The sequence below is a fragment of the Flavobacterium sp. genome (genome assembly GCF_035760125.1).
Lineage (GTDB): Bacteria > Bacteroidota > Bacteroidia > Flavobacteriales > Flavobacteriaceae > Flavobacterium.
Genome location: NZ_DASTTN010000466.1, coordinates 13,772 through 33,816 on the forward strand (window position 1 = coordinate 13,772; position 20,045 = coordinate 33,816).

At 33.8% G+C, this 20,045-nt stretch carries 17 protein-coding genes; 6 read left to right on the top strand and 11 right to left on the bottom strand.

Going from position 1 to position 20,045, the window contains the following annotated elements:
• Positions 1-29: 29 nt before the first annotated feature.
• Positions 30-1,091 carry a glycosyltransferase family protein gene (locus VFS71_RS16600; RefSeq protein WP_326402683.1) on the top strand — a complete coding sequence of 354 codons (1,062 nt, stop codon included), beginning with the start codon at positions 30-32 and terminating at the stop codon, positions 1,089-1,091.
• 326 nt (positions 1,092-1,417) lie between these two features.
• On the opposite strand, the gene VFS71_RS16605 is transcribed toward VFS71_RS16600, so the two are convergent.
• The 10 genes from VFS71_RS16605 to VFS71_RS16650 all read right to left on the bottom strand — a co-directional run bounded on the left by VFS71_RS16605 (position 1,418) and on the right by VFS71_RS16650 (position 11,133).
• Positions 1,418-1,777 carry a hypothetical protein gene (locus VFS71_RS16605; RefSeq protein WP_326402684.1) on the bottom strand — a complete coding sequence of 120 codons (360 nt, stop codon included), beginning with the start codon at positions 1,775-1,777 and terminating at the stop codon, positions 1,418-1,420.
• Between the two features lie 191 nt (positions 1,778-1,968).
• Entirely contained in the window at positions 1,969-2,541 is a 573-nt protein-coding gene (locus VFS71_RS16610) for a hypothetical protein (protein ID WP_326402686.1), read from the bottom strand.
• Positions 2,542-3,051: 510 nt separating this feature from the next.
• The gene (gene phoU, locus VFS71_RS16615; protein ID WP_326402687.1) at positions 3,052-3,732 is read right to left on the bottom strand and encodes a phosphate signaling complex protein PhoU; all 681 of its coding nucleotides are present in this window, start codon (positions 3,730-3,732) and stop codon (positions 3,052-3,054) included.
• Between the two features lie 100 nt (positions 3,733-3,832).
• Positions 3,833-4,591 carry a phosphate ABC transporter ATP-binding protein PstB gene (gene pstB / locus VFS71_RS16620; RefSeq protein ID WP_326402689.1) on the bottom strand — a complete coding sequence of 253 codons (759 nt, stop codon included), beginning with the start codon at positions 4,589-4,591 and terminating at the stop codon, positions 3,833-3,835.
• A 49-nt stretch (positions 4,592-4,640) separates the two neighbouring features.
• A complete protein-coding gene (gene pstA, locus VFS71_RS16625) occupies positions 4,641-5,585 on the bottom strand; it encodes a phosphate ABC transporter permease PstA (RefSeq protein WP_326402690.1) in 945 nt (314 codons plus the stop codon).
• Positions 5,586-5,587: 2 nt separating this feature from the next.
• Positions 5,588-6,829 carry a phosphate ABC transporter permease subunit PstC gene (gene pstC, locus VFS71_RS16630; protein WP_326402692.1) on the bottom strand — a complete coding sequence of 414 codons (1,242 nt, stop codon included), beginning with the start codon at positions 6,827-6,829 and terminating at the stop codon, positions 5,588-5,590.
• A gap of 80 nt (positions 6,830-6,909) precedes the next feature.
• Positions 6,910-7,743 (bottom strand): PstS family phosphate ABC transporter substrate-binding protein, encoded by an 834-nt coding sequence (locus VFS71_RS16635; protein WP_326402694.1) that lies wholly within the window; start codon positions 7,741-7,743, stop codon positions 6,910-6,912.
• 30 nt (positions 7,744-7,773) lie between these two features.
• Positions 7,774-9,090 (bottom strand): porin, encoded by a 1,317-nt coding sequence (locus VFS71_RS16640; protein ID WP_326402696.1) that lies wholly within the window; start codon positions 9,088-9,090, stop codon positions 7,774-7,776.
• A gap of 199 nt (positions 9,091-9,289) precedes the next feature.
• Positions 9,290-10,381: a sensor histidine kinase gene (locus VFS71_RS16645; RefSeq protein WP_326402698.1), complete on the bottom strand. Its 1,092-nt coding sequence runs from the start codon at positions 10,379-10,381 to the stop codon at positions 9,290-9,292.
• Positions 10,382-10,449: 68 nt separating this feature from the next.
• Positions 10,450-11,133 (bottom strand): response regulator transcription factor, encoded by a 684-nt coding sequence (locus VFS71_RS16650; RefSeq protein ID WP_111409632.1) that lies wholly within the window; start codon positions 11,131-11,133, stop codon positions 10,450-10,452.
• 235 nt (positions 11,134-11,368) lie between these two features.
• On the opposite strand from VFS71_RS16650, the gene VFS71_RS16655 reads away from it, so the two are divergent.
• The 4 genes from VFS71_RS16655 to VFS71_RS16670 all read left to right on the top strand — a co-directional run bounded on the left by VFS71_RS16655 (position 11,369) and on the right by VFS71_RS16670 (position 17,470).
• Complete coding sequence (locus tag VFS71_RS16655) at positions 11,369-14,161, top strand: TonB-dependent receptor (protein ID WP_326402700.1); 2,793 nt, start codon at positions 11,369-11,371, stop codon at positions 14,159-14,161.
• Positions 14,162-14,351: 190 nt separating this feature from the next.
• The gene (locus VFS71_RS16660) at positions 14,352-15,767 is read left to right on the top strand and encodes a hypothetical protein (RefSeq protein WP_326402702.1); all 1,416 of its coding nucleotides are present in this window, start codon (positions 14,352-14,354) and stop codon (positions 15,765-15,767) included.
• A gap of 96 nt (positions 15,768-15,863) precedes the next feature.
• Positions 15,864-16,202, top strand: a complete 339-nt coding sequence (locus VFS71_RS16665; protein WP_326402705.1) for a T9SS type A sorting domain-containing protein — start codon at positions 15,864-15,866, stop codon at positions 16,200-16,202.
• 287 nt (positions 16,203-16,489) lie between these two features.
• Positions 16,490-17,470, top strand: a complete 981-nt coding sequence (locus tag VFS71_RS16670; RefSeq protein ID WP_326402707.1) for an acyl transferase — start codon at positions 16,490-16,492, stop codon at positions 17,468-17,470.
• Between the two features lie 5 nt (positions 17,471-17,475).
• On the opposite strand, the gene tyrS is transcribed toward VFS71_RS16670, so the two are convergent.
• Positions 17,476-18,774 (bottom strand): tyrosine--tRNA ligase, encoded by a 1,299-nt coding sequence (gene tyrS, locus VFS71_RS16675; protein ID WP_326402708.1) that lies wholly within the window; start codon positions 18,772-18,774, stop codon positions 17,476-17,478.
• 139 nt (positions 18,775-18,913) lie between these two features.
• On the opposite strand from tyrS, the gene VFS71_RS16680 reads away from it, so the two are divergent.
• A complete protein-coding gene (locus VFS71_RS16680) occupies positions 18,914-19,903 on the top strand; it encodes an NAD-dependent epimerase/dehydratase family protein (protein WP_326402709.1) in 990 nt (329 codons plus the stop codon).
• Positions 19,904-20,045 lie beyond the last annotated feature (142 nt).

The following is a 20,045-nucleotide window of genomic DNA, read 5'->3' on the forward strand; positions in this document are numbered from 1 at the left end:
GCCTTACAACTAAACTGTAAGACTGACACATGAATTTAAATTCCGAAAATAAAACTATTTTGATAGCCCCATTAAATTGGGGACTGGGTCATGCTACCCGTTGCATTCCTATTATTAAAGCATTACAGGAAAATAATTTTACCCCAATAATTGCATCAGATGGAATTGCCCTTGAGTTACTTAAAAAAGAATTTCCTTATTTAAAAACCCTAGAATTGCCTTCCTACCAAATTGAATATGCCAAAAACGGTAAAAATTTCAAATGGAAACTGATGAAAAACCTTCCTAAAATGCTAGAAGCAATCCGGGAAGAAAAAAGAATTGTAAACAAATGGATCCAGAAACATGGAATAGACGGAATCATATCCGATAATCGATTGGGGGTTATTAGCAACAAAATTCCGTCGGTATTTATCACTCATCAATTAAATGTCATGACTGGAAACACTACTTGGTTTACCAGTAAATTACACCAATACATTATCAAAAAATACAATGCCTGCTGGGTGCCAGATGTAAATAGTCAATTGAACCTAACAGGAAAACTGGGACATCTAGAAAACAACTCTCTAAACTTAAGATATCTTGGTCCATTGAGCCGCATGCACAAAATGGCATTACCGATTCAATATGAATTAATGATTATTCTGTCCGGACCGGAACCACAACGCGGATTACTGGAAGCCCATCTTACCGAAGAGGTAAAACGGTATGACGGAAAAGTAGTTTTCGTAAAAGGTATTATCGAAAACGAACAAAAAAAGGAACAGATAGGAAATGTGACCTATTATAATTTCATGAAAACCCGTCAATTGGAACAAACCTTCAACGAAAGCGAAAAAGTACTTTGCCGTTCAGGTTACACTACAATTATGGATTTGGTTAAGCTCAACAAAAAAGCCTTTTTCATTCCCACTCCTGGGCAATATGAACAAATCTATCTGGCCGAAAAACTGCAAAATGAAGGTTTAGTTCCCTATGCAACCCAAGACAATTTTAGAATTGAAAATCTTTCTCAAATAGAGCAATTCAAAGGACTTCCACAATTGGACAGTACTGTAAACTGGGAAGAGTTATTTAAAGTTTTTTAAGGCTAATTTTGAAGCAGAAACATTTGGCTTTTTAGGCAACATCGTCCCGCTTTCCGTTACAATCTTATAAGCCGAACCCCGGCTTATAAGGATTTTCACTGCAAACGGGGCTAAAGGGAGATATTTTGTTTTTTTGCTGTTATAAAGTTTCGTCAGACTATATCTATGTCCCTTACCTCAAACAGTCTGGAATTAAATTAAGCCTTATTTTCAGATTTACCACCCGAGCGATAGCGAACAGGCGAAGCAAAACATCCCAAATACAAAACCAACTTTCCATTAAGCCTATTGCCTAAATCCGTTGTAATAGCTGTTATAGCCAGTAATTATTTTTCGGTAGCTATTAAAATATTGTTCCCATTCCCAATAGGAAGCAAAATAATATTCCTTTTATATTCAGCCTCAGTTATGGTCTTCAGAAAAGTTCCGCAAATGAGAAAATTCTCTTTTTTATACTTTGTAATACCTATATTCCCTGAAAGACCAATTATTGGAATTCCACTATCACAAACAATGCTTTGAAATGTTACAATTTTTGTAGAATCTTTTTCAATTGTCCCTACAAACATATTTTCAACCTTAAGAGAATCAATCCTTTCTCCAGTATTGTTTTTCAATGAAATTTTTACCTGAGCATTTAAGATTTTAGAAAGAAGTATAATTGAGGTGAAAAATATCAATTTCATCTTAGTCGTTTTTAAGGTTGCATATAATGTTCTCGTACTACAGTGGGTTCGAGACTAAATTAAGCCCATTATTCGGATTTGCCACCCAAGCGATAGCGAACAGGCGAAGCAAATCATCCCAAATACAAAACCAACTTTCCATTAAGCCTATTGCCCAAATCCGTTGTAGTAGCAGTTGTAGGCAGTGCATTTTAAATTTCGTTATTATGGAGTTTCTGTTTCCATTTATCAATAACTTCAGCATTATTGCCAAAATTAGACTCTATATCAAACTCATTAAGCGCTTTATCTCGGGCATTTAAATGTGTCTCTATAATTCCGTTAATTTTATTTACATTTCCTGCATTTATTTTTCTACTATTAATCTCTTTTTCTGATTGTTTTGCAAAAAAATGTGCAATCTCATATTTCAATTGAAGATAATTTAAAAGTTGCTGCGATTTACGTAGTGAATTAACCCACGATAAATCCCTTCTAATTCCTCCATATGATTCAACGGTAATAACTCCCGTCCAAACATTTACTTTTTTGGTAAAAACGCCAAATGTCAATTCTATATGAGCATTCAAATCTTTGTTTAATTCAGGTAACATTTTAAAATCAGACCATTCTAAAATGTCTTTTGACCTTAAACTAATGGTGTCCCCTTCATTTACTTTGGTCATTTCTGAAATAACTTTCTCCCATTTTTCCTGATTCTTTCCCTGACCAAAAGTGAAAAGTGTTAAACAAAGAGCTAGAAAAGTTAATGTAATTCTAATCATTTTTTCCAATTTATTAGTTAAGCTAAATTTCAACAGTATTTTTTATAATGTGGTTTTGCGCGGTCGCTTGCATTGACTACAACTTGTATATAGGTCTGATAAAATTATTCCAATCCACCTAATCTGGTTAGCTTGGTCTGATAAATGCCTCGTTATAGCTTTTCCCAAATATAGAAAATAATTACTACAAAGTGTAAATTCTGTTTGTTGCAACTGTTTTTACGCTCCGCTCAGTAAAATAGCGTATTCAAATGAAAACTAACGCCCTAACACCAGCTTCCGTCTCCCTGTTACGGTCTTCCCTGTGCCTGATACGAACTTCGGAATACCTGTTACATGCTTCTGAACCCCTGACACGCACTTCAGAATGCATGATGTAAGCTTCTTAATACTTGATACAATCTTCTGACTAGTGATTTACTATTTCAGAATACCTGAAAACAAAAAAGTCGGAACAAACAAATGTTCCGACTTTTTACAATTTATAAATTTTAAATTCTGAAAGAAAAACTATTCCTCAGATCTTAAATCCTCAAATTTATCATGCTTGATAATTTTAGCATTAACCGTAAAATAAACATACTCCGCGATATTCGTACAATGCTCAGAAATACGTTCCAAATGTTTTAAAACAATCACCAAATTGGTTCCTGAAACAACAGCTTTGGAATTCACCTTCATTTCATTGATAATATCATGAATTGCATCTTCACAACTGTTTCTAATATCCTTGTTTAAAACAAATATCTCTCCGGTAGCTTTACCGTCTTGCTCAACAAAACATTTGTTGGTTTTAGCTGTAATTAATTCAACTTGTCTACCAATATCACCAATATCGAACTTCACAATCAAATCGTGTTTTTCCTTAATGTTTTTAGCTTTTTTCATGATACTGATTGACAAATCTCCTATTCGCTCAATCTCATTACTGATTTGCATTGCTGACATAATAAAACGTAAATCAGAAGCAACAGGCTGTTTCAAGGCAAAAATACTTTGACAAATCTCATCAATTTTGACATCCAGTTTATCAATTTTATTTTCGGTTTTTTTTATAATTTTTCCTTCAGCGGCTTCCGGTTCTTGCAAAAGTATTTTAACAGCTTCGCTGACTTGGCCTTCAGCCAATTTTCCGATTTTTTTAATAATACTTTTTAAATTATCTAGTTCCATTTCGAAATGTGTTGCCATTTTATTTTATTTAAAATTGTAGAAGTTTATAAATTTAATAGTCTAAAAATTTGATAGCTTAAAATCAACTATCATACCAAAACTAATATACTTAAAACCATTAACCAAATCTTCCTGTAATATAATCTTCCGTTTGTTTTTGCATTGGTTTGGTAAAAATAGAATTTGTTTTCCCCATTTCTATTAAATTCCCCATGTAAAAAAAGGCTGTATGATCACTCGTTCTGGCCGCTTGTTGCATATTATGAGTCACAATAATGATCGTGTATTGTTCCTTTAACTCATGTATCAACTCTTCAATTTTTGAAGTAGAGATAGGATCCAAGGCACTTGCAGGTTCATCCATCAAAATAATATCAGGACTTACCGCCAATGTTCTTCCGATACACAAACGTTGCTGTTGCCCCCCTGAAAGTCCTAATGCCGAATCTTCCAGACGATCTTTCAACTCATCCCAAATAGCGGCTTGACGCAGTGACTTTTCAACAATCTCATCCAATTCTGCTTTACTATTTATCCCGTTAATACGAGGTCCATAAGCAATATTTTCATAAATAGATTTAGGAAAAGGGTTTGACTTTTGGAAAACCATCCCAATCTTTTTGCGGATATTAACTACATCCACATTTTTATCATAGATATCAACTTCTTCCACCAACATTTGTCCTGTGATTGAAACACTAGGAATCAAGTCATTCATTCTGTTGATGCATCTCAAAAAAGTAGATTTTCCACAACCTGAAGGCCCAATCAGAGCAGTCACTTTGTTGGCTGGAATATCCATTGTGATTTCATTCAATGCCTTTTTTTCACCATAGTATAATGACAAATCATTAACTTTTATTTTTATGTCTTTCATTGCTTATTTGTTAAGTCTAAACTAATAATCTATTTAGTTGAACTAAGTATTATTTTGCTCTTCTTCTAATTCTTGATCTAATAATTACGGCAACAACGTTTAGTGAAAGTGTCAAAATCAACAACACTAAAGTTGTGGCAAACTGTATTGGCATCGTCTTTTCCACATCGGAAGATTGAGTTGACATAATATAAACATGGTAACCCAAATTCATAAATTGATCACTCAAAGAACCTGGCAATGTAGCCAAATAATAGGCCGCTCCCGTAAACAATATTGGAGCAACCTCACCGGCTCCTCTACTCACGGCAAGAATAGTTCCTGTCATAATCCCAGAAACAGATTCCGGAAGCACCACTTTTCTGATAGTCTGCCATTTGGTTGCACCAAGAGCCAAACTGGCTTCCCTTAATTCACGAGGAATTGTTTTCAAGGATTCTTCAACAGAAACAATGATAACAGGCAAAGTCAACAAAGACATTGTTAAACTCGCCCAAAGAATATTAGGTTGTCCCCATCGCAATTGTCCTCCATTAAAAACAGTATCAGCACCAGCTCCCAAGAATTGGATAAAAAATCCAAGACCAAAAAGACCAAATATAATCGATGGCACTACCGCCAACGTACGAACCGAGAATCGTACCGCTGCTGCAAATTTGGAATTTTCACTGGCATATTCCGTTAAATAAAGTGCGGTAATTGTCCCAAAAGGAACCGCCGCTATAGACATAACAATCACTAAGATAAAAGTACCTATCAAGGCAGGAAAAATTCCTCCCTCTGTCATACCATTTGTTGGAAAAGTAGATATAAATTCCCAAGAGAATTTGGTTCTTCCTTCATAAACGATAATCCCTAAAATGATAAAAAGAATAGCAATAATAAGGATTACGGCTAATTGAGTAATACCAATGAAAATCTTTCCTTTTATTTCCGAAGTACTTTTTTTACTGGAAAAAAAGTGATTTTCTGATTCATTTATAACTTTTTCCATAATTATTTTCCTTGGAATTTTTTCAATAATTTACCCTTTACATAAAACTCAGCCACCGCATTTAATGCGAAAGAGAAAATGAAAAGTAATGACCCGATAAAGAACAAAACACTGTAATGAGTCTCTCCAAATACAGTTTCGGCCATTTCAGAACCAATTGTCGCAGCAAACGTACGCACGCTTTCAAAAGGATTAGCAGAAAGTAAAGCTGCATTTCCGGTTGCCATCAATGCGATCATTGTTTCCCCGAAAACTCTTCCAACTCCAAGCAATAATGCCGCAAAAATACCTGGCGTAGCTGCCGGCAAAACCACAAAAAAAGCAGTTTGCCACTTACTGGCTCCCAATGCAAGACTCGCTTCGGTATAAGTCTTTGGAACCGACGCCAATGCATCTTCTGAAATTGTATAAATAATTGGAATAGCAGCCAAAGCCATTGCGACGCCACCGATGAAAGCATTTAATCTAGAATCATATCCAAACACATCCTGAAAAAAACTGGCCAATACCATCAATGCAAAAAAACCGATAACCACCGATGGAAAAGCAGCAAGCATTTCGATAATAGGTTTTATGATTTCTTTGACTCTTTTGGATGCAAAACAAGAAGTAAACAATGCTGCCAATACGGCCAATGGACCAGCAATTAGCATGGCAATAATAGTCACTTTTAAAGTTCCTATTAACAAACCAATTAATCCAAATCTAGGATTATCGGAAACGGGAACCCACTCAGTACTGAAAAAAGTGCTCCAAGTTTTATCCGATCCCTCTTGATTTTGGGATTCCGCATTCATCATTTCATCCGCCGGTGCGACACTAAGATCTTCTTTTGGAGTGTCTCCGTAGCTTTCCGGTTTTAAATCATCTTTTGCTGCGGTGTCAGAACCATATGTCTCTGGTTTTAATTCTTCTTTTGTTTCTGTACCGTAAGATTCTGGTTTTAAATCTTCTACGGTTTCTGTTCCATATGCTTCAGGCTTCAACTCTTCCGAAGATGCACCGTAAGATTCCGGTTTATTTGCAGTTGTTACTTGAGCTTCTGTTTTTGCTTTAGCATCACTTCCTAAACTAAATAATGGTAATGACTCTTTGAAAACAAAAATGAAAATCAGAAAAATAATTGCTATTGATAAAAAAGCAATTGACGATATAATTTTTTCGGCCAGAAACTCAGAAAGCCTGAATTGCTTCTTTAAACTTTCTTTAGTGAAACTTTGTTTGATTGGTAATTGGGAATCCATTTTATTTATTTAGGAATTCGTATAGAATAAACATAAATATCCCTCACTTCAATTTAAAATGAGGGATATTTTACTTCAAATTACTTTAAAGGATAATAACCTACTTCAGCAATAATTGCCTGACCTTCGGCACTTAAAACCCAATCAATAAACGCTTTGGTCTCTCCTGTTGGTCTTGATTTCAAGTACATATACAAGTATCTTGTAATTGGGTAAGTATGATTTTTAATTGTTGCCGCTGTTGGCAAAATTCCAGGACTTTTGTCGTCTTTCTTCACGGCACAATCTTTTACTCCTTCAGCATAGGCTGCTCCACCATAACCAATTGAATACTTGTCTTTTTTAACAGCATTTACAATTGCAGCTGTTCCAGGCAATGTTTGGCAAGATGGTGAAAAATCAGTTTTTACAACATTGTCTTTAAAGAAACCAAAAGTTCCTGAACTACTTTCTCTTCCGTATAATTTAATCGGAGCATCTGGACCGCCAACATCTTTCCAGTTCGTAATTTTTCCAGCAAAAATTTGTCCAATTTGCTTTAAAGTAAGTGCCGTAACTGGATTAGCTTTATTCAAATAAACAGACAAACCATCTTTGGCACAAGGAATCTCAACTCCAAGTGTGTTATACCTTGCTTTCAATTTTTCAACTTCAGAAGGTTTGATAGGACGACTTGAATTAGCAATATCAGTTGATCCGTTAATCAACGCGGCCAAACCTACCCCAGAACCACCTCCAGTAACTTGGATAGAAGCTCCAGGATTTTTCTTCATATAAACTTCTGCCCATTTTTGGGACAAAATAACCATTGTATCCGAACCTTTAATAGTAACTTTATTTACCATTGTAAAAGAAAATCCTATTGTCATTATGACTAATAAAATCCCTGCAATTTTTAATTTAGTAGTTTTCATATTTTAATTTATTTAAATCGTGTTTTAAATTTAGAATCTAGCTTGTACTCTAAGAGTGAATGTATTGTCGTGCTTGTCATTTTTAAAATCAGCACCGGCATTTTGAGATTTTTCATTTAATGGCATAAGGTAACAAGCCATTATTTTAATGTTATCATTGAAGAAATATTGCCATGCATAAGTCCAAGTATTGTATCTCAAGTCACCTGCGCTTGTAACGGCATCTCCAGACATTTTAGTATTTGGATCAAAAACATCATATCTGATAGAAGCTGTATTGACTTTACCAACATTTTTAACAAATGAAATGTAATATCCTTCTACGTTTCTTACTTTATTAGCATTAAATAGTGAATTAACCTGTGCAACATTTGTTGTTCCAGAATAAGTTCCTCTTATATACTCTCCTTTTAAAGACATTCCTCCAAGAAAATCATAGTATGCTTGAACCTCTCCACCAAACAATTCTTTATTCAACTTATCACCTACTTTAGGAGTAAATGGATTATTGTTTACATCTGAAAATACTGTAGGAGGAGTTGTTTGAGCAATTACGGTAGTTTTTCCAAGATAAGTATGAGCTCCAAAATCTATTCCCAATGAGTTGTTCATCATTTTCAAAGAATAAACACCTCTAGCCATTAGATCTTTAGCATTATCAACATCTTTTGCTTGGCTTGCCAATGATCCTTCTCCAAAGTTACCATTAAGTATAGCGAATTGTAATTTTAAAGGAAAGTTGTACTGAGTAACAAAATCAGCCTCTAATTTAGCTCCTTGATCCCTTTCAGTTGGATAAAGCGTTCTTGTCATCAAAGTTCTTTCTGCAAATTCTCTTGATGCTGAAGAATATTCTATTTCATAAGTAGGCCTGTTAAACTGTCCAACCCATAAAGAGAATGTGTTAAGCCAACGGTCATTCAACTGCACATAAGCATCTTTTAAAGTAACTTGATGTACTTCAAAATTTGGTTGCAAAACAAAGTTCACACCCTCGACAGGCTTATAAGTAAATTTAATCCTTGCTCTTCTAATGTAAAATGAATTATCTTCATATGAAGTAGAACCGCTTACCGGAATACCATGTATAGTCCCGTCAGACGACCAAGTATCATACGCTTCATATTGAGCCTGGATATAACCTGAAACTTTGATCTTGTTCAACTCATTAGCAATTGTTTCCAAACCCGAAAACTTTTCTTCATAACCAGCTAATTTCATTGAATGCTCATTGACAATTGCTGTCAATGAATCAATACTAACTTTTTTAATTGAGTCATTTTCAACTTCCTGAGCATTAACTATACCACAAATTGATATCATTATTGCAACTATAACTTTTTTCATTTTCTTTTAATATGAATGTTAATTTGCAGCAAAGGTGATACTGCAATGTTAAGTTAAAGTTAACGCAATGTTATTTAGATGATAATTTAATGTTAATGGGGTTTTTCTTAACCAAATATAGATAGTATTTTCCTGCTTTAAATTCAATTTAAATTGACAGTCAGCCACTTACAAATATTCTTTTAAAGTTAACAAATGTTTAATTTAATTTCTTTTTTAACCCAAATTGATCCGTAATGTATGTCTTTTCGAGTGTAAAAGAAAACTCAGAACCAATTCCAAACTCACTTTCAACATAAATTTTCTCTTTGTGAGCTTCAATAATATGTTTTACTATGGAAAGTCCTAAACCTGAACCTCCTTCGGTACGGGAACCGCTTTTGTCCACTCTATAAAATCGCTCAAAAAGTCTTGGTATATTTTGAGGCTCAATTCCTTCTCCATTATCGGTAACCCGAACCAATACTTTTTTATTGGTTAAATTCACAATCGAAACTTCGGTCAAACCGCCTTCTTTTCCATATTTTATGGAGTTTACAATCAAATTCTCGACTACTTGCTGGATTTTGTCTTTGTCACCATTTACAAAAATGGGTTGAATATTATCATTTTCGAATGCCAAAGTGATATTCTTTTTATCAGCTTTCATTTCCAACAAATCGAAAACATTCTGAATCAGTTTTACGATATCGAATTTTGTAAAGTCAAGATTCAAATCCCCAGATTCCAATTTGGTAATCATATCCAAATCTTCTACGATATAAATCAATCGCTCTACTCCTTTTTCAGCACGTTTCAAGTATTTTTTTCTAATGGATTTGTCATCCATAGCGCCATCAATAAGAGTTGACAAATAACCTTGAACCGTAAATAATGGAGTTTTAAGCTCATGTGAAACATTCCCTAAAAACTCTCTTCTATACTCTTCACGTATTTGAAGCATTTCGATTTCCAGCTTTTTATCAGTGGCAAACTTTTTTACTTCCCGTGTTAACGTTTCCATATCTGTTGTAATGGGCTTATTGATAAATGTACTCGATTCCAATAGTGCCACATCATCGTAAATTTTCTTTACTCTTCGGTAAATAAATCGCTCCACTCGGTATTGCAAAACAAAAAATGAAAACACATAAACAAAAAACAAGCTAATAAAACCAAACAACAACATGTTCACAAAAGAAGATCTGAACAGTATTACAGATAGAATCATGCAAAATCCTGACACAAATAAACTGATATACAAAGCTGATTTTATAGCAAACTTGTAACTTTTTTTGAAATTGATTTTCATTATTAATTTAGCACACGCATTATGGTTATTTGAAAAGACTCTTAAAATCTATCAAAAGTACCATTTATTTAAACTTCAAATTTATACCCTACTCCTTTTATCGTCTTAAAAAGATCATCTCCTATTTTTTCACGAAGTTTTCTAATGTGAACATCGATTGTTCTACCACCAACAACTACATCATTACCCCAAACCTTATCCAGTATTTCTTCTCGTTTGAAAACTTTTCCAGGTTTTGAAGCTAATAGATAAAACAACTCGAATTCTTTTCTTGGCAAGGCAATTTCTAGATTATCCTTTACAATTTTATATTCCTCACGGTTTATTTCTATTCCGCCTACATTAAGTGTTTCGCTGTTTTGATCTTGTTCTTTCAATCTTCGCAACAATGCTTTCACTTTACTAACCAATAATTTTGGTTTTATTGGTTTGGTAATATAGTCATCGGCACCGGCATCAAATCCAGCCACTTGAGAATAATCCTCACTTCTTGCTGTCAAAAATGTTATGATAACATTATTCAACTCAGGTATTCTTCTAATATGTTCACAAGCTTCCATTCCGTCCATTTCTGGCATCATAACATCCATTATGATAAGGCTTGGCATTTCTTTTTTAGCTTTTTCAATAGCATCTTTACCATTGACAGCCGTAACAATCTGATATCCTTCTTGTGCTAGGTTATAGCCTACAATTTCTAAAATATCTGGTTCATCATCAACCAGTAGAATTTTGGTGTTTCTTTTCTTCATATAATAGCAAAAATTAAGTTTTTCTATTGTATTTATCTCTTAATTAAACACAATGACTTTTATTGCAATGTAAAAGTAGTAATAAACGGTAACTATCAATACTAAAAAAGCGGACTTAACCTTAATTTAATATGTTAACGATTTCATAATAATTATGATATCCATTCATAACTTGATGTTAACACAAAGACTAGAATCCTGCCATTTATTTGCAGAAAATTAAATACTACTTAAAATGAAATTAAAATTTCTATTCTTTACACTGTTTATTTGTGTTATTGGTTTCTCACAAAACAAGGGAACAATAACTGGTGTTTTATTAGACAAAGATTCCAATAATCAATCCTTGCCATTTGCCAATGTGCAGATAAAAGGAACAAAAATTGGCACCAACACTGACGTAGAAGGAAAATACACAATTGCTATAGCTCCAGGAAATTATACTGTACAATTTAGTTTTGTAGGTTATGAAACTACAGAAGTTCCTGTAACAGTAGTTGCCAATGAAACTGTAACTGCAAATAGCTCTTTGGGATCCGGAAGTTACAAACTAAAAGACGTCGTTGTCAAATCAAGTGGCGGACGCGAAAAAGAAACAGCATTATTATTGGAACAAAAAAATGCAGTTGTAATCAAACAAAGTATAGGTGCACAAGAAATGTCCAGAAAAGGAGTTAGCGATGTCGAAGAAGGTTTAACCAAAATAACCGGAATCACAAAAGTAGGGTCAAGAGGTTTATTCGTTCGTGGACTGGAAGACCGTTACAATAATTTATTGATTAATGATTTGGCTACACCTTCAAACAATCCATATAACAAATACATTGCTTTGGATTTATTCCCAACTGACATTGTGGGGGTAATTGATGTGTACAAAACGTTTAACACTAATATTTACGGTGATTTTGCTGGAGGCACTTTTAACATTCAAACAACAAGGCCATCAAAAAGCATCACTAAATTAAGCATCGGAATTGGTTATACCACAAACAATAGCTTTTCTGATTTTTTAATTGCTGAAAACGCCGATTCTCCAGAAGGTTTTTTTGGATTAACTGGAAAATACAGAAAAATCCCTTCTGCTTTAGGAAGTTCACCAGCATCTGTAACCATGACGCCAGAACAATCATTGAATGCCTATAAAGACAGTGGTTTCAATGTTGCCGATAATAAAAGCCCATTAAACACGAGCATTGGTTTCTTAAATTCAGAAAAATTTGATTTCGAAAACGAAAAAAGCTTTTCTTATTTGTTGTCACTTTCATTCGATAATGATTATAAAATTACAAATGGAGTACAAAGAAACTTCAATAACAATCCATCGGGTTACGTTTACAACAGTAATTTTATTACCACTGATTACAGTTATGAAACTTCTTTTACAGGATTGGTTGGTTTAAATTACAATACAAAAAAACTAAAACTGTCTTATAACACTACCTACATTAAGACAACAAAAAGTTTAATACAAGATCAATTTGGTATTGCAAATACTAGCGTAAGCACAAATGACATTTTAATCAGAACTAATCAATTGGATGAAACAGCATATCTGAATAACCAATTATTAGGGGAATATGCTCTAACTGACAATAATGATCAAAATATTAAAGCGGGAGTTTCCTATGCTTTTACAAAATTTGCACAACCAGACCGTAAATTTTTTTCTGGACCAAAATCAGGAGATACTGACATCACTACCTCAATTGCAGGAAACAATTTTATTCGTCAATATCTAGACATCACTAGTGATTATTATTATTCAGGCTTGGCAGAGTACAATTATAAATTTGGAAAAGAAGAAAAAAACAAAAAGTTCTCTGTAGGCTACAATGGTTATGCATCAAACATGGAGTCTTCCTATCGATTTGTAATCCCTACAACTGGACCAACATTTACAGGCCCTATCAATAGTATTGACAGCCAATTAAACAGCTATTTAGCCAATAACACTTTTGCTTTTAGAGAAAGCTCTAACGCTACTTGGCAAGCCAAATTATTTCAATCAGCGAATGCTGGATATGCAAATCTATTGTACAATTTTGACAATAAATGGGAAGTTAACGGAGGTTTACGTGTAGAAAGCACTTTAAGAGAAACTCAATACAGAGCCCAAGGATCTTTCGACGATCCATTTATAAAATTATCCTACGATAATTTATATTTCTTGCCTTCATTGAATGTAAAATATGAAGTTACAGACGCTTCAAACATGCGTTTTTCTGCCACAAAAACATACACTTTGCCTATTATAATGGAAGCCTACCCAATAGAATACATCAATGCCGATGGAACTTCTACAAGAGGAAATCCTTATTTATTAAATAGCGAAAACTATAATGTAGATTTGAAATACGAAATATTCCCTTCTGCAAAAGAACTTTTTTCTGTAGGCTTGTTTGGAAAGAAAATTTTGGATCCAATAGAACGTACTTTCATTGCCAATGCAGCCAATACAACAATCACAACTTATTTAAATTCGGATCAAGCAATACTATTTGGAGCTGAATTTGATTTCCTATACGATTTGGGAAGAATAAATGAAAACTTAGCCAATTTCTCTTGGGGATTCAACACTTCATTAATGCACACTCAAGTAGATGTAAAACCTACTTTCACCGATGCTGATGGAAATGTTACTACTTCTATTGAAACACATCAAAAAAGAGAACTACAGGGAGCTTCAAAATATTTAATTAATTCTGATTTAAAATATCAATTTAATTTTAACTCAGACTGGAGCAACACCTTATCATTGGTATACTCCGTATTTGGAAAAAGAATTTATGCGATTGGTACAGGAGGTTTAGATCACATATATGAATTACCAGTAAATCAATTGGATTTTGTTTGGGGAAGTAAAGTATCCAAAAACATAGATTTAAAATTTTCTACTCAAAACATTTTAAATCCAAATATAAAATTCAAACAAGGAAATGATGGTAATGCCCCTTTAATGGATGAAGCAACCATTCGTAACTACAAGAAAGGTGTAGAATTCTCAATGAGTTTAGGGTACACATTCTAACACCAATCCCGCTCGAACAAAGCCTCTAATTCATTAGGGGCTTTTTTATTTATAAACAATAGAATCTCTTAACATTAACATCACAATTAATATCGATTTTAATAACTTTTTTGTAATTATTCGGTAACATCTATTCCGAACTCACAAAGTACTTTTGACATATCAAATTATGAAAAATAACACTCAAACTATGAAAACAAAATTTTTAGCTTTAGCAATGTCTTTAGGCTTATTTATCACATCATGTAGTAATAATGATGAAGATCCAATTACAGTAGCTCCTTTATCAGGAACTGAAAGCATCGTTGTAGGTACAACTACAACTTTTTCAAGTACAACTTCAGGAGGTACTTTTACAAGTGCTACTCCAGCGGTAGCAACAGTTGAAGCTAATACAGGTGTAATTACTGCAGTATCTGTTGGTACATCTTTAATCACTTATACAGTTTCTGGAGCATCGGCATCAGTAACAAAAACAGTAACAGTAACTGCCGTTCCAGCAGCAACAGGAGAAATAACAGGAACTTTTGCAGCTAACAAAACTTATGCTTATGGTAACTACACTTTGAAAGGTATCGTAAAAATAAGCACAGGTGTAACAGTAACTTTTGAAGCAGGTTCTACCATTACTTGTAACAAAACTACAGGTGACAATGCCTTAGTGGTTTTGAACGGTGGTAAACTAATCATCAAAGGAACTGCTGACAAACCAGTTGTATTTACTGAAGCTTCTAAAACTCCAGGGTCTTGGGGAGGAATCATCATGTATGGTGATGCGCCTATCAAAGCAGTTGGTGGTGTAACAACTTCAACTTCTGAAGATGGAAATTCATTACCTTATGGAGGAACAAATGCTACTCACAATGGTGGATCATTAGTATATGCTAGAGTAGAATATGCTGGTGCAAAATTGGCTGACGGAACAAAAGAAAACAACGGTTTTACTTTTTATTCAGTAGGTTCAGGAACAACTTTAGACCACTTAGTTTCTTATAAAGGAGCTGATGACGGATATGAATTTTTCGGAGGAACTGTAAGTATGACTAATGCAATTTCTTACGGTAATTATGATGATGCTTTTGACTGGCAAGATGGATGGCAAGGTCAAGCAAATAGTAACTGGTATGCTTATCAAACTGGAAAAGGAAACTACGGTATGGAAATTGAATGTTCAAACAACAACAATGCATTCTGGCCAAAAGTTACCAACATTACTTTAAAAAGAGCAGCAGGTACTACTCCAGAAGTAGCAGGTGATGTTCAAATTGATGCTTTCCAATTCAAAAAAGAAGCTAATGGAGATTATAGCAACATCATCATTGATGGATATGCAAACTATACTGAGGGAAGTACTACTTATACAGCAGCAGCTTGTAAAATTCAAGATGCCGCAACAAATACAGATCAAGTAAATGCATCTAAAATTAAAATGACCAATGTTACTATTACAAACACTGGAATAAACATTTTAGGAGCAACTGTTTCTGGAACACCACTTGTTGTTAATTTTCCTGCTGGACAATTTGTAACAAGTACTACTGCAACAGGAGCTTCATTGACAAATGGTGCTTGGTCAACTGTAGACGGAAATACTTTATTAAAATAATAAAATTTTGAATTAGTTAAAATACCTCTCATTTCTTGAGAGGTATTTTTTTTTATAAAATATTATTGTTATATTTACTCTCAACTTAAAATGCTAATGAAAAAAAACTACTTTTATATTACTCTTTTATTGGCCATTTTCTTTACTATTACTGCAGCTGCTCAAGATAGTAAGCAACAGCCAAAAGCACAAGATAACGCTTCCATTGAAGGGTTAAATTTGTACCCGAACCCTGTGACTAATGGTAAAGTTTACATTACTTCAAAAAACGACTTAGAAAAAGAAATTATCATTTTTGACGTGTTAGGTAAAAAAGTATTGCAAACTACTATTAGTACCAAAGAACTAAATGTTTCTAATCTTTCTCCAGGTGTTTATATCATTAAAATCATCGAAGAAAATGCAACAAGTAGTAGAAAACTAATAATCAGATAATTTTTATTAAAATAATCATAAAAGTTCCAATTAAAATTGGAACTTTTTTTTTGAAACCTTTCAAAGCCACAGACATTAAAACTTAGCAATTTATGAATCTTAATAAGTAACAAATTTTATTTCTTGATTTACCAAATAATTATAATCGTATAATAACTTAAAATTACCCAAATTATTTTACCACAGATTAATTTTATTTTCAACAACAGCAATAGCTAATACTTTTCACCATTCTCTATGAACTCAATAGTTATAAAAAATAATAATACCTTTGCAAAAAAAAGAAATTGATTACAGCCAGCGACATATTTACCATTTCGAGTCAGAAGCAATTTGAAAAAATAGCGTTAAAAGTATTCCGATTTCAATATGAAAACAATTTGGTCTACCAAGAATTTTGTGATTTACTAAAAACAAATCCACAAAAAGTAAAATCGCTGCATCAAATCCCTTTTTTACCTATTCAATTTTTCAAAAGCCATAATGTTGTCTCAAACAACAATCCAATTCAGGCAACTTTTACCAGTAGCGGAACAACTGGAACCATCACTAGCAGACATTTGGTAACGGATGTTTCCATTTATGAAGAAAGTTATCGCAAAGGCTTTTCCCAATTTTACGGAAATATTGAAGATTACGTTGTCTTGGCTCTACTTCCCTCCTATCTTGAGAGAGAAGGATCCTCATTGATTTATATGGTTGAAGATTTAATACAATTGACCAACAACAGCGAAAGTGGGTTCTACCTCAACAATCATGACGAATTAATTCAAAAATTGCTTGATTTAGACAAAGCAGGACAAAATGTAATTCTCATTGGAGTTACCTATGCCTTATTAGATTTAATCGAAAAACAACAATTTCAATTGCAGCACACCATTATTATGGAAACTGGTGGTATGAAAGGAAAACGCAAAGAAATGATTCGCGAAGAATTGCACGAACAGCTTTGTAGCGGATTTGGCGTTTCTGCGATTCATTCTGAATACGGCATGACCGAATTACTATCACAAGCTTATTCGTTAGGAAATGGCGTATTTGAATGCCCTTCTTGGATGCAAATTCATATTCGGGATACCGAAGATGCTTTGACATATATAAACGATGGAAAAACAGGCGGAATTAACGTTATCGACCTAGCCAACATCAACTCTTGTTCATTTATTGCCACGCAAGATTTAGGCAAAAAATATCCCAACACCACTTTCGAAGTATTGGGACGTTTTGATAATTCGGATATCCGAGGTTGCAATTTGATGGTTGTGTAAAATCACTAAACCATTCTAACCACAAAATAATTTTTCTTTCCGCTTTGCAACAGTACAAACTGATCATTAATCAAATCTTTTGAAGAAAGCACAAACGTTTCGTTTACTTTTTCTTTATTAACCGAAATAGAATTGGCAGTCAAAGCTCTTCTTGCCTCACCATTCGATTTGAAGAATCCTGTTTTTTCATTCAAAACTTGGACAATATCCAATCCTGCCTCAATATCACTTTTTGAAATTTCAGCTTGTGGCACTCCGTCAAAAACTTCCAGAAAAGTGGCTCCATCCAATTGTTTTAAATCATCGGCAGTAGCATTACCAAAAAGAATATTCGAAGCTTTAATCGCTTTATCCATTTCTTCAGCAGAGTGAACAAAAACTGTTAACTCTTCGGCTAATTTCCTTTGTAAAACTCTTAAATGTGGAGCAACTTTATGCTCTTCAATTAAAGCATCTATTTCTTCTTTTCCTAGGAAAGTAAAAATCTTAATATATTTTTCGGCATCAACATCGGTAGTGTTTAACCAAAATTGATAAAATTTATAAACTGAAGTTTTATCAGCAGTTAACCACACATTTCCACCTTCGGATTTTCCAAATTTAGAACCATCGGCTTTAGTAATTAACGGACAAGTCATTGCAAAAGCTTTGGCGTCTTCTCCAACGTTCATTCTTCGAACCAATTCCGTTCCTGTAGTGATATTCCCCCATTGATCCGAGCCTCCCATTTGCAACAAACAATTATATTCTTTGTGCAAATGATAAAAATCGTACCCTTGAATCAATTGATAAGTAAACTCGGTAAATGACATTCCTTCTCCTTCACCAGACAATCTTTTCTTTACAGAGTCTTTAGCCATCATATAATTTACCGTAATACGTTTACCAACGTCGCGAGCAAAATTAATAAATGACAAACCTTTCATCCAATCGTAGTTATTTACCAAAACCGGAGCATTCGCAGCTGTATCATTAAAATCCAAAAAACGAGACAATACTCCTTTTATACCATCAACATTATGATTTAAAGTGGCCTCATCCAATAAATTTCTCTCATCCGATTTTCCGGAAGGATCTCCAATCATTCCTGTCGCGCCACCTACCAAAGCAATAGGTTTGTGACCAAAATTTTTAAGGTGTACCAATAAAATAATCGGCACCAAACTACCAATATGCAATGAATCTGATGTGGGATCAAATCCAATATAGGTAGTTGTCATTTCTTTTAAAAGTTGTTCTTCAGTCCCTGGCATGATATCGTGTACTAAACCACGCCATTGTAATTCGGAAATAATATTTTTCATCTATAAAATAATCAATTTTGAGCAAAGATAAAATATAATGTTGATTTGCTTATTTGTTTAATAGGTTAATCGAAAAAAAATCACCAAATAAACACTTAAACGATTTAACGAATCAACATTAAATAATATATTTGTAAATATGGTATTAGTCACAGGAGGAACAGGCTTAGTAGGGGCACATCTTATAATTCACCTATTAGAAAAGGGAGAAAATATCCGTGCCATCTATAGAAATTTAGAAAGCATCCAGAAAACAAAAGCTCTTTTTTCATTGTACCAAAAAAATGGCCTTTATGATTCTATCCAATGGGTTCAAGGCGATGTTCTTGACATTCCTACTTTAGAAAAAGCCTTTAAGGAAATAGAACAAGTATATCATTGTGCGGCGATGATTTCCTTTGACCCAAAAGAAGAAGAACTCGTTCGAAAAATCAATATCGAAGGGACAGCAAACATTGTCAACTTTTGTTTGGCTAATAATATCAAAAAACTTTGCCACGTGAGTTCCATAGCAGCCCTTGGAGACTTAGCGGAACATGAATCCATTATTACCGAAGAAACCGAATGGAATCCCGAAAAACCGCATAGTGATTATGCGATTTCAAAATATGGTGCCGAAATGGAAATATGGCGCGCCCAGCAAGAAGGACTTCAAGTAGTAATTGTAAATCCCGGCGTCATTATTGGTCCAGGATTTTGGAACCAAGGAAGTGGTGAACTTTTCACAAAAGTAAAAAACGGACTACCTTTTTACACCAAAGGATTAACAGGTTTTGTAGCTGTGTCAGATGTGGTGACTATAATGCATCAACTGATGAAAAGTCCCATTCATGGTGAACGTTATACTTTAATAAGTCAGAATATCGTTTTTCAAGACTTCCTCTATTCCATTGCCGATGCTTTAAAAGTCAAAAGACCAAAATACCATGCATCTCCCTTTATAATGAATACTTTATCAAAACTGGATTGGCTTGCTTCCAATATTTTTGGTCAAAAAAGACAACTGAGCAAAGCCTCCGCAAGATCTTCTTACACAACCGATTTATATTCCAATGAAAAAATAAAAAACGCCTTGAATATTACATTCATAGACGTTCATAGTTATATTAAGGAAATTACAAATTTGTAACAACCTCTATTTTTCAGCTTTTTTCTCTTGCTTCTTTTGAGCAATTGAATCTTTCTCTTTTTTGATTTTCAAATCCTTGACTTTCTTTGCATTTTTTATAGAATCCTGTACTTTCTTAGCTTTTGCTTTTTTTAATGCGGCA

What these genes read in the sequence shown, in the direction of transcription:
- VFS71_RS16600 (WP_326402683.1), top strand. Translation starts at nt 30, where the DNA reads ATGAATTTAAATTCCGAAAATAAAACTATTTTGATAGCCCCATTAAAT.
- VFS71_RS16605 (WP_326402684.1), bottom strand. Translation starts at nt 1,777, where the DNA reads ATGAAATTGATATTTTTCACCTCAATTATACTTCTTTCTAAAATCTTA.
- VFS71_RS16610 (WP_326402686.1), bottom strand. Translation starts at nt 2,541, where the DNA reads ATGATTAGAATTACATTAACTTTTCTAGCTCTTTGTTTAACACTTTTC.
- phoU (WP_326402687.1), bottom strand. Translation starts at nt 3,732, where the DNA reads ATGGCAACACATTTCGAAATGGAACTAGATAATTTAAAAAGTATTATT.
- pstB (WP_326402689.1), bottom strand. Translation starts at nt 4,591, where the DNA reads ATGAAAGACATAAAAATAAAAGTTAATGATTTGTCATTATACTATGGT.
- pstA (WP_326402690.1), bottom strand. Translation starts at nt 5,585, where the DNA reads ATGGAAAAAGTTATAAATGAATCAGAAAATCACTTTTTTTCCAGTAAA.
- pstC (WP_326402692.1), bottom strand. Translation starts at nt 6,829, where the DNA reads ATGGATTCCCAATTACCAATCAAACAAAGTTTCACTAAAGAAAGTTTA.
- VFS71_RS16635 (WP_326402694.1), bottom strand. Translation starts at nt 7,743, where the DNA reads ATGAAAACTACTAAATTAAAAATTGCAGGGATTTTATTAGTCATAATG.
- VFS71_RS16640 (WP_326402696.1), bottom strand. Translation starts at nt 9,090, where the DNA reads ATGAAAAAAGTTATAGTTGCAATAATGATATCAATTTGTGGTATAGTT.
- VFS71_RS16645 (WP_326402698.1), bottom strand. Translation starts at nt 10,381, where the DNA reads ATGAAAATCAATTTCAAAAAAAGTTACAAGTTTGCTATAAAATCAGCT.
- VFS71_RS16650 (WP_111409632.1), bottom strand. Translation starts at nt 11,133, where the DNA reads ATGAAGAAAAGAAACACCAAAATTCTACTGGTTGATGATGAACCAGAT.
- VFS71_RS16655 (WP_326402700.1), top strand. Translation starts at nt 11,369, where the DNA reads ATGAAATTAAAATTTCTATTCTTTACACTGTTTATTTGTGTTATTGGT.
- VFS71_RS16660 (WP_326402702.1), top strand. Translation starts at nt 14,352, where the DNA reads ATGAAAACAAAATTTTTAGCTTTAGCAATGTCTTTAGGCTTATTTATC.
- VFS71_RS16665 (WP_326402705.1), top strand. Translation starts at nt 15,864, where the DNA reads ATGAAAAAAAACTACTTTTATATTACTCTTTTATTGGCCATTTTCTTT.
- tyrS (WP_326402708.1), bottom strand. Translation starts at nt 18,774, where the DNA reads ATGAAAAATATTATTTCCGAATTACAATGGCGTGGTTTAGTACACGAT.
- VFS71_RS16680 (WP_326402709.1), top strand. Translation starts at nt 18,914, where the DNA reads ATGGTATTAGTCACAGGAGGAACAGGCTTAGTAGGGGCACATCTTATA.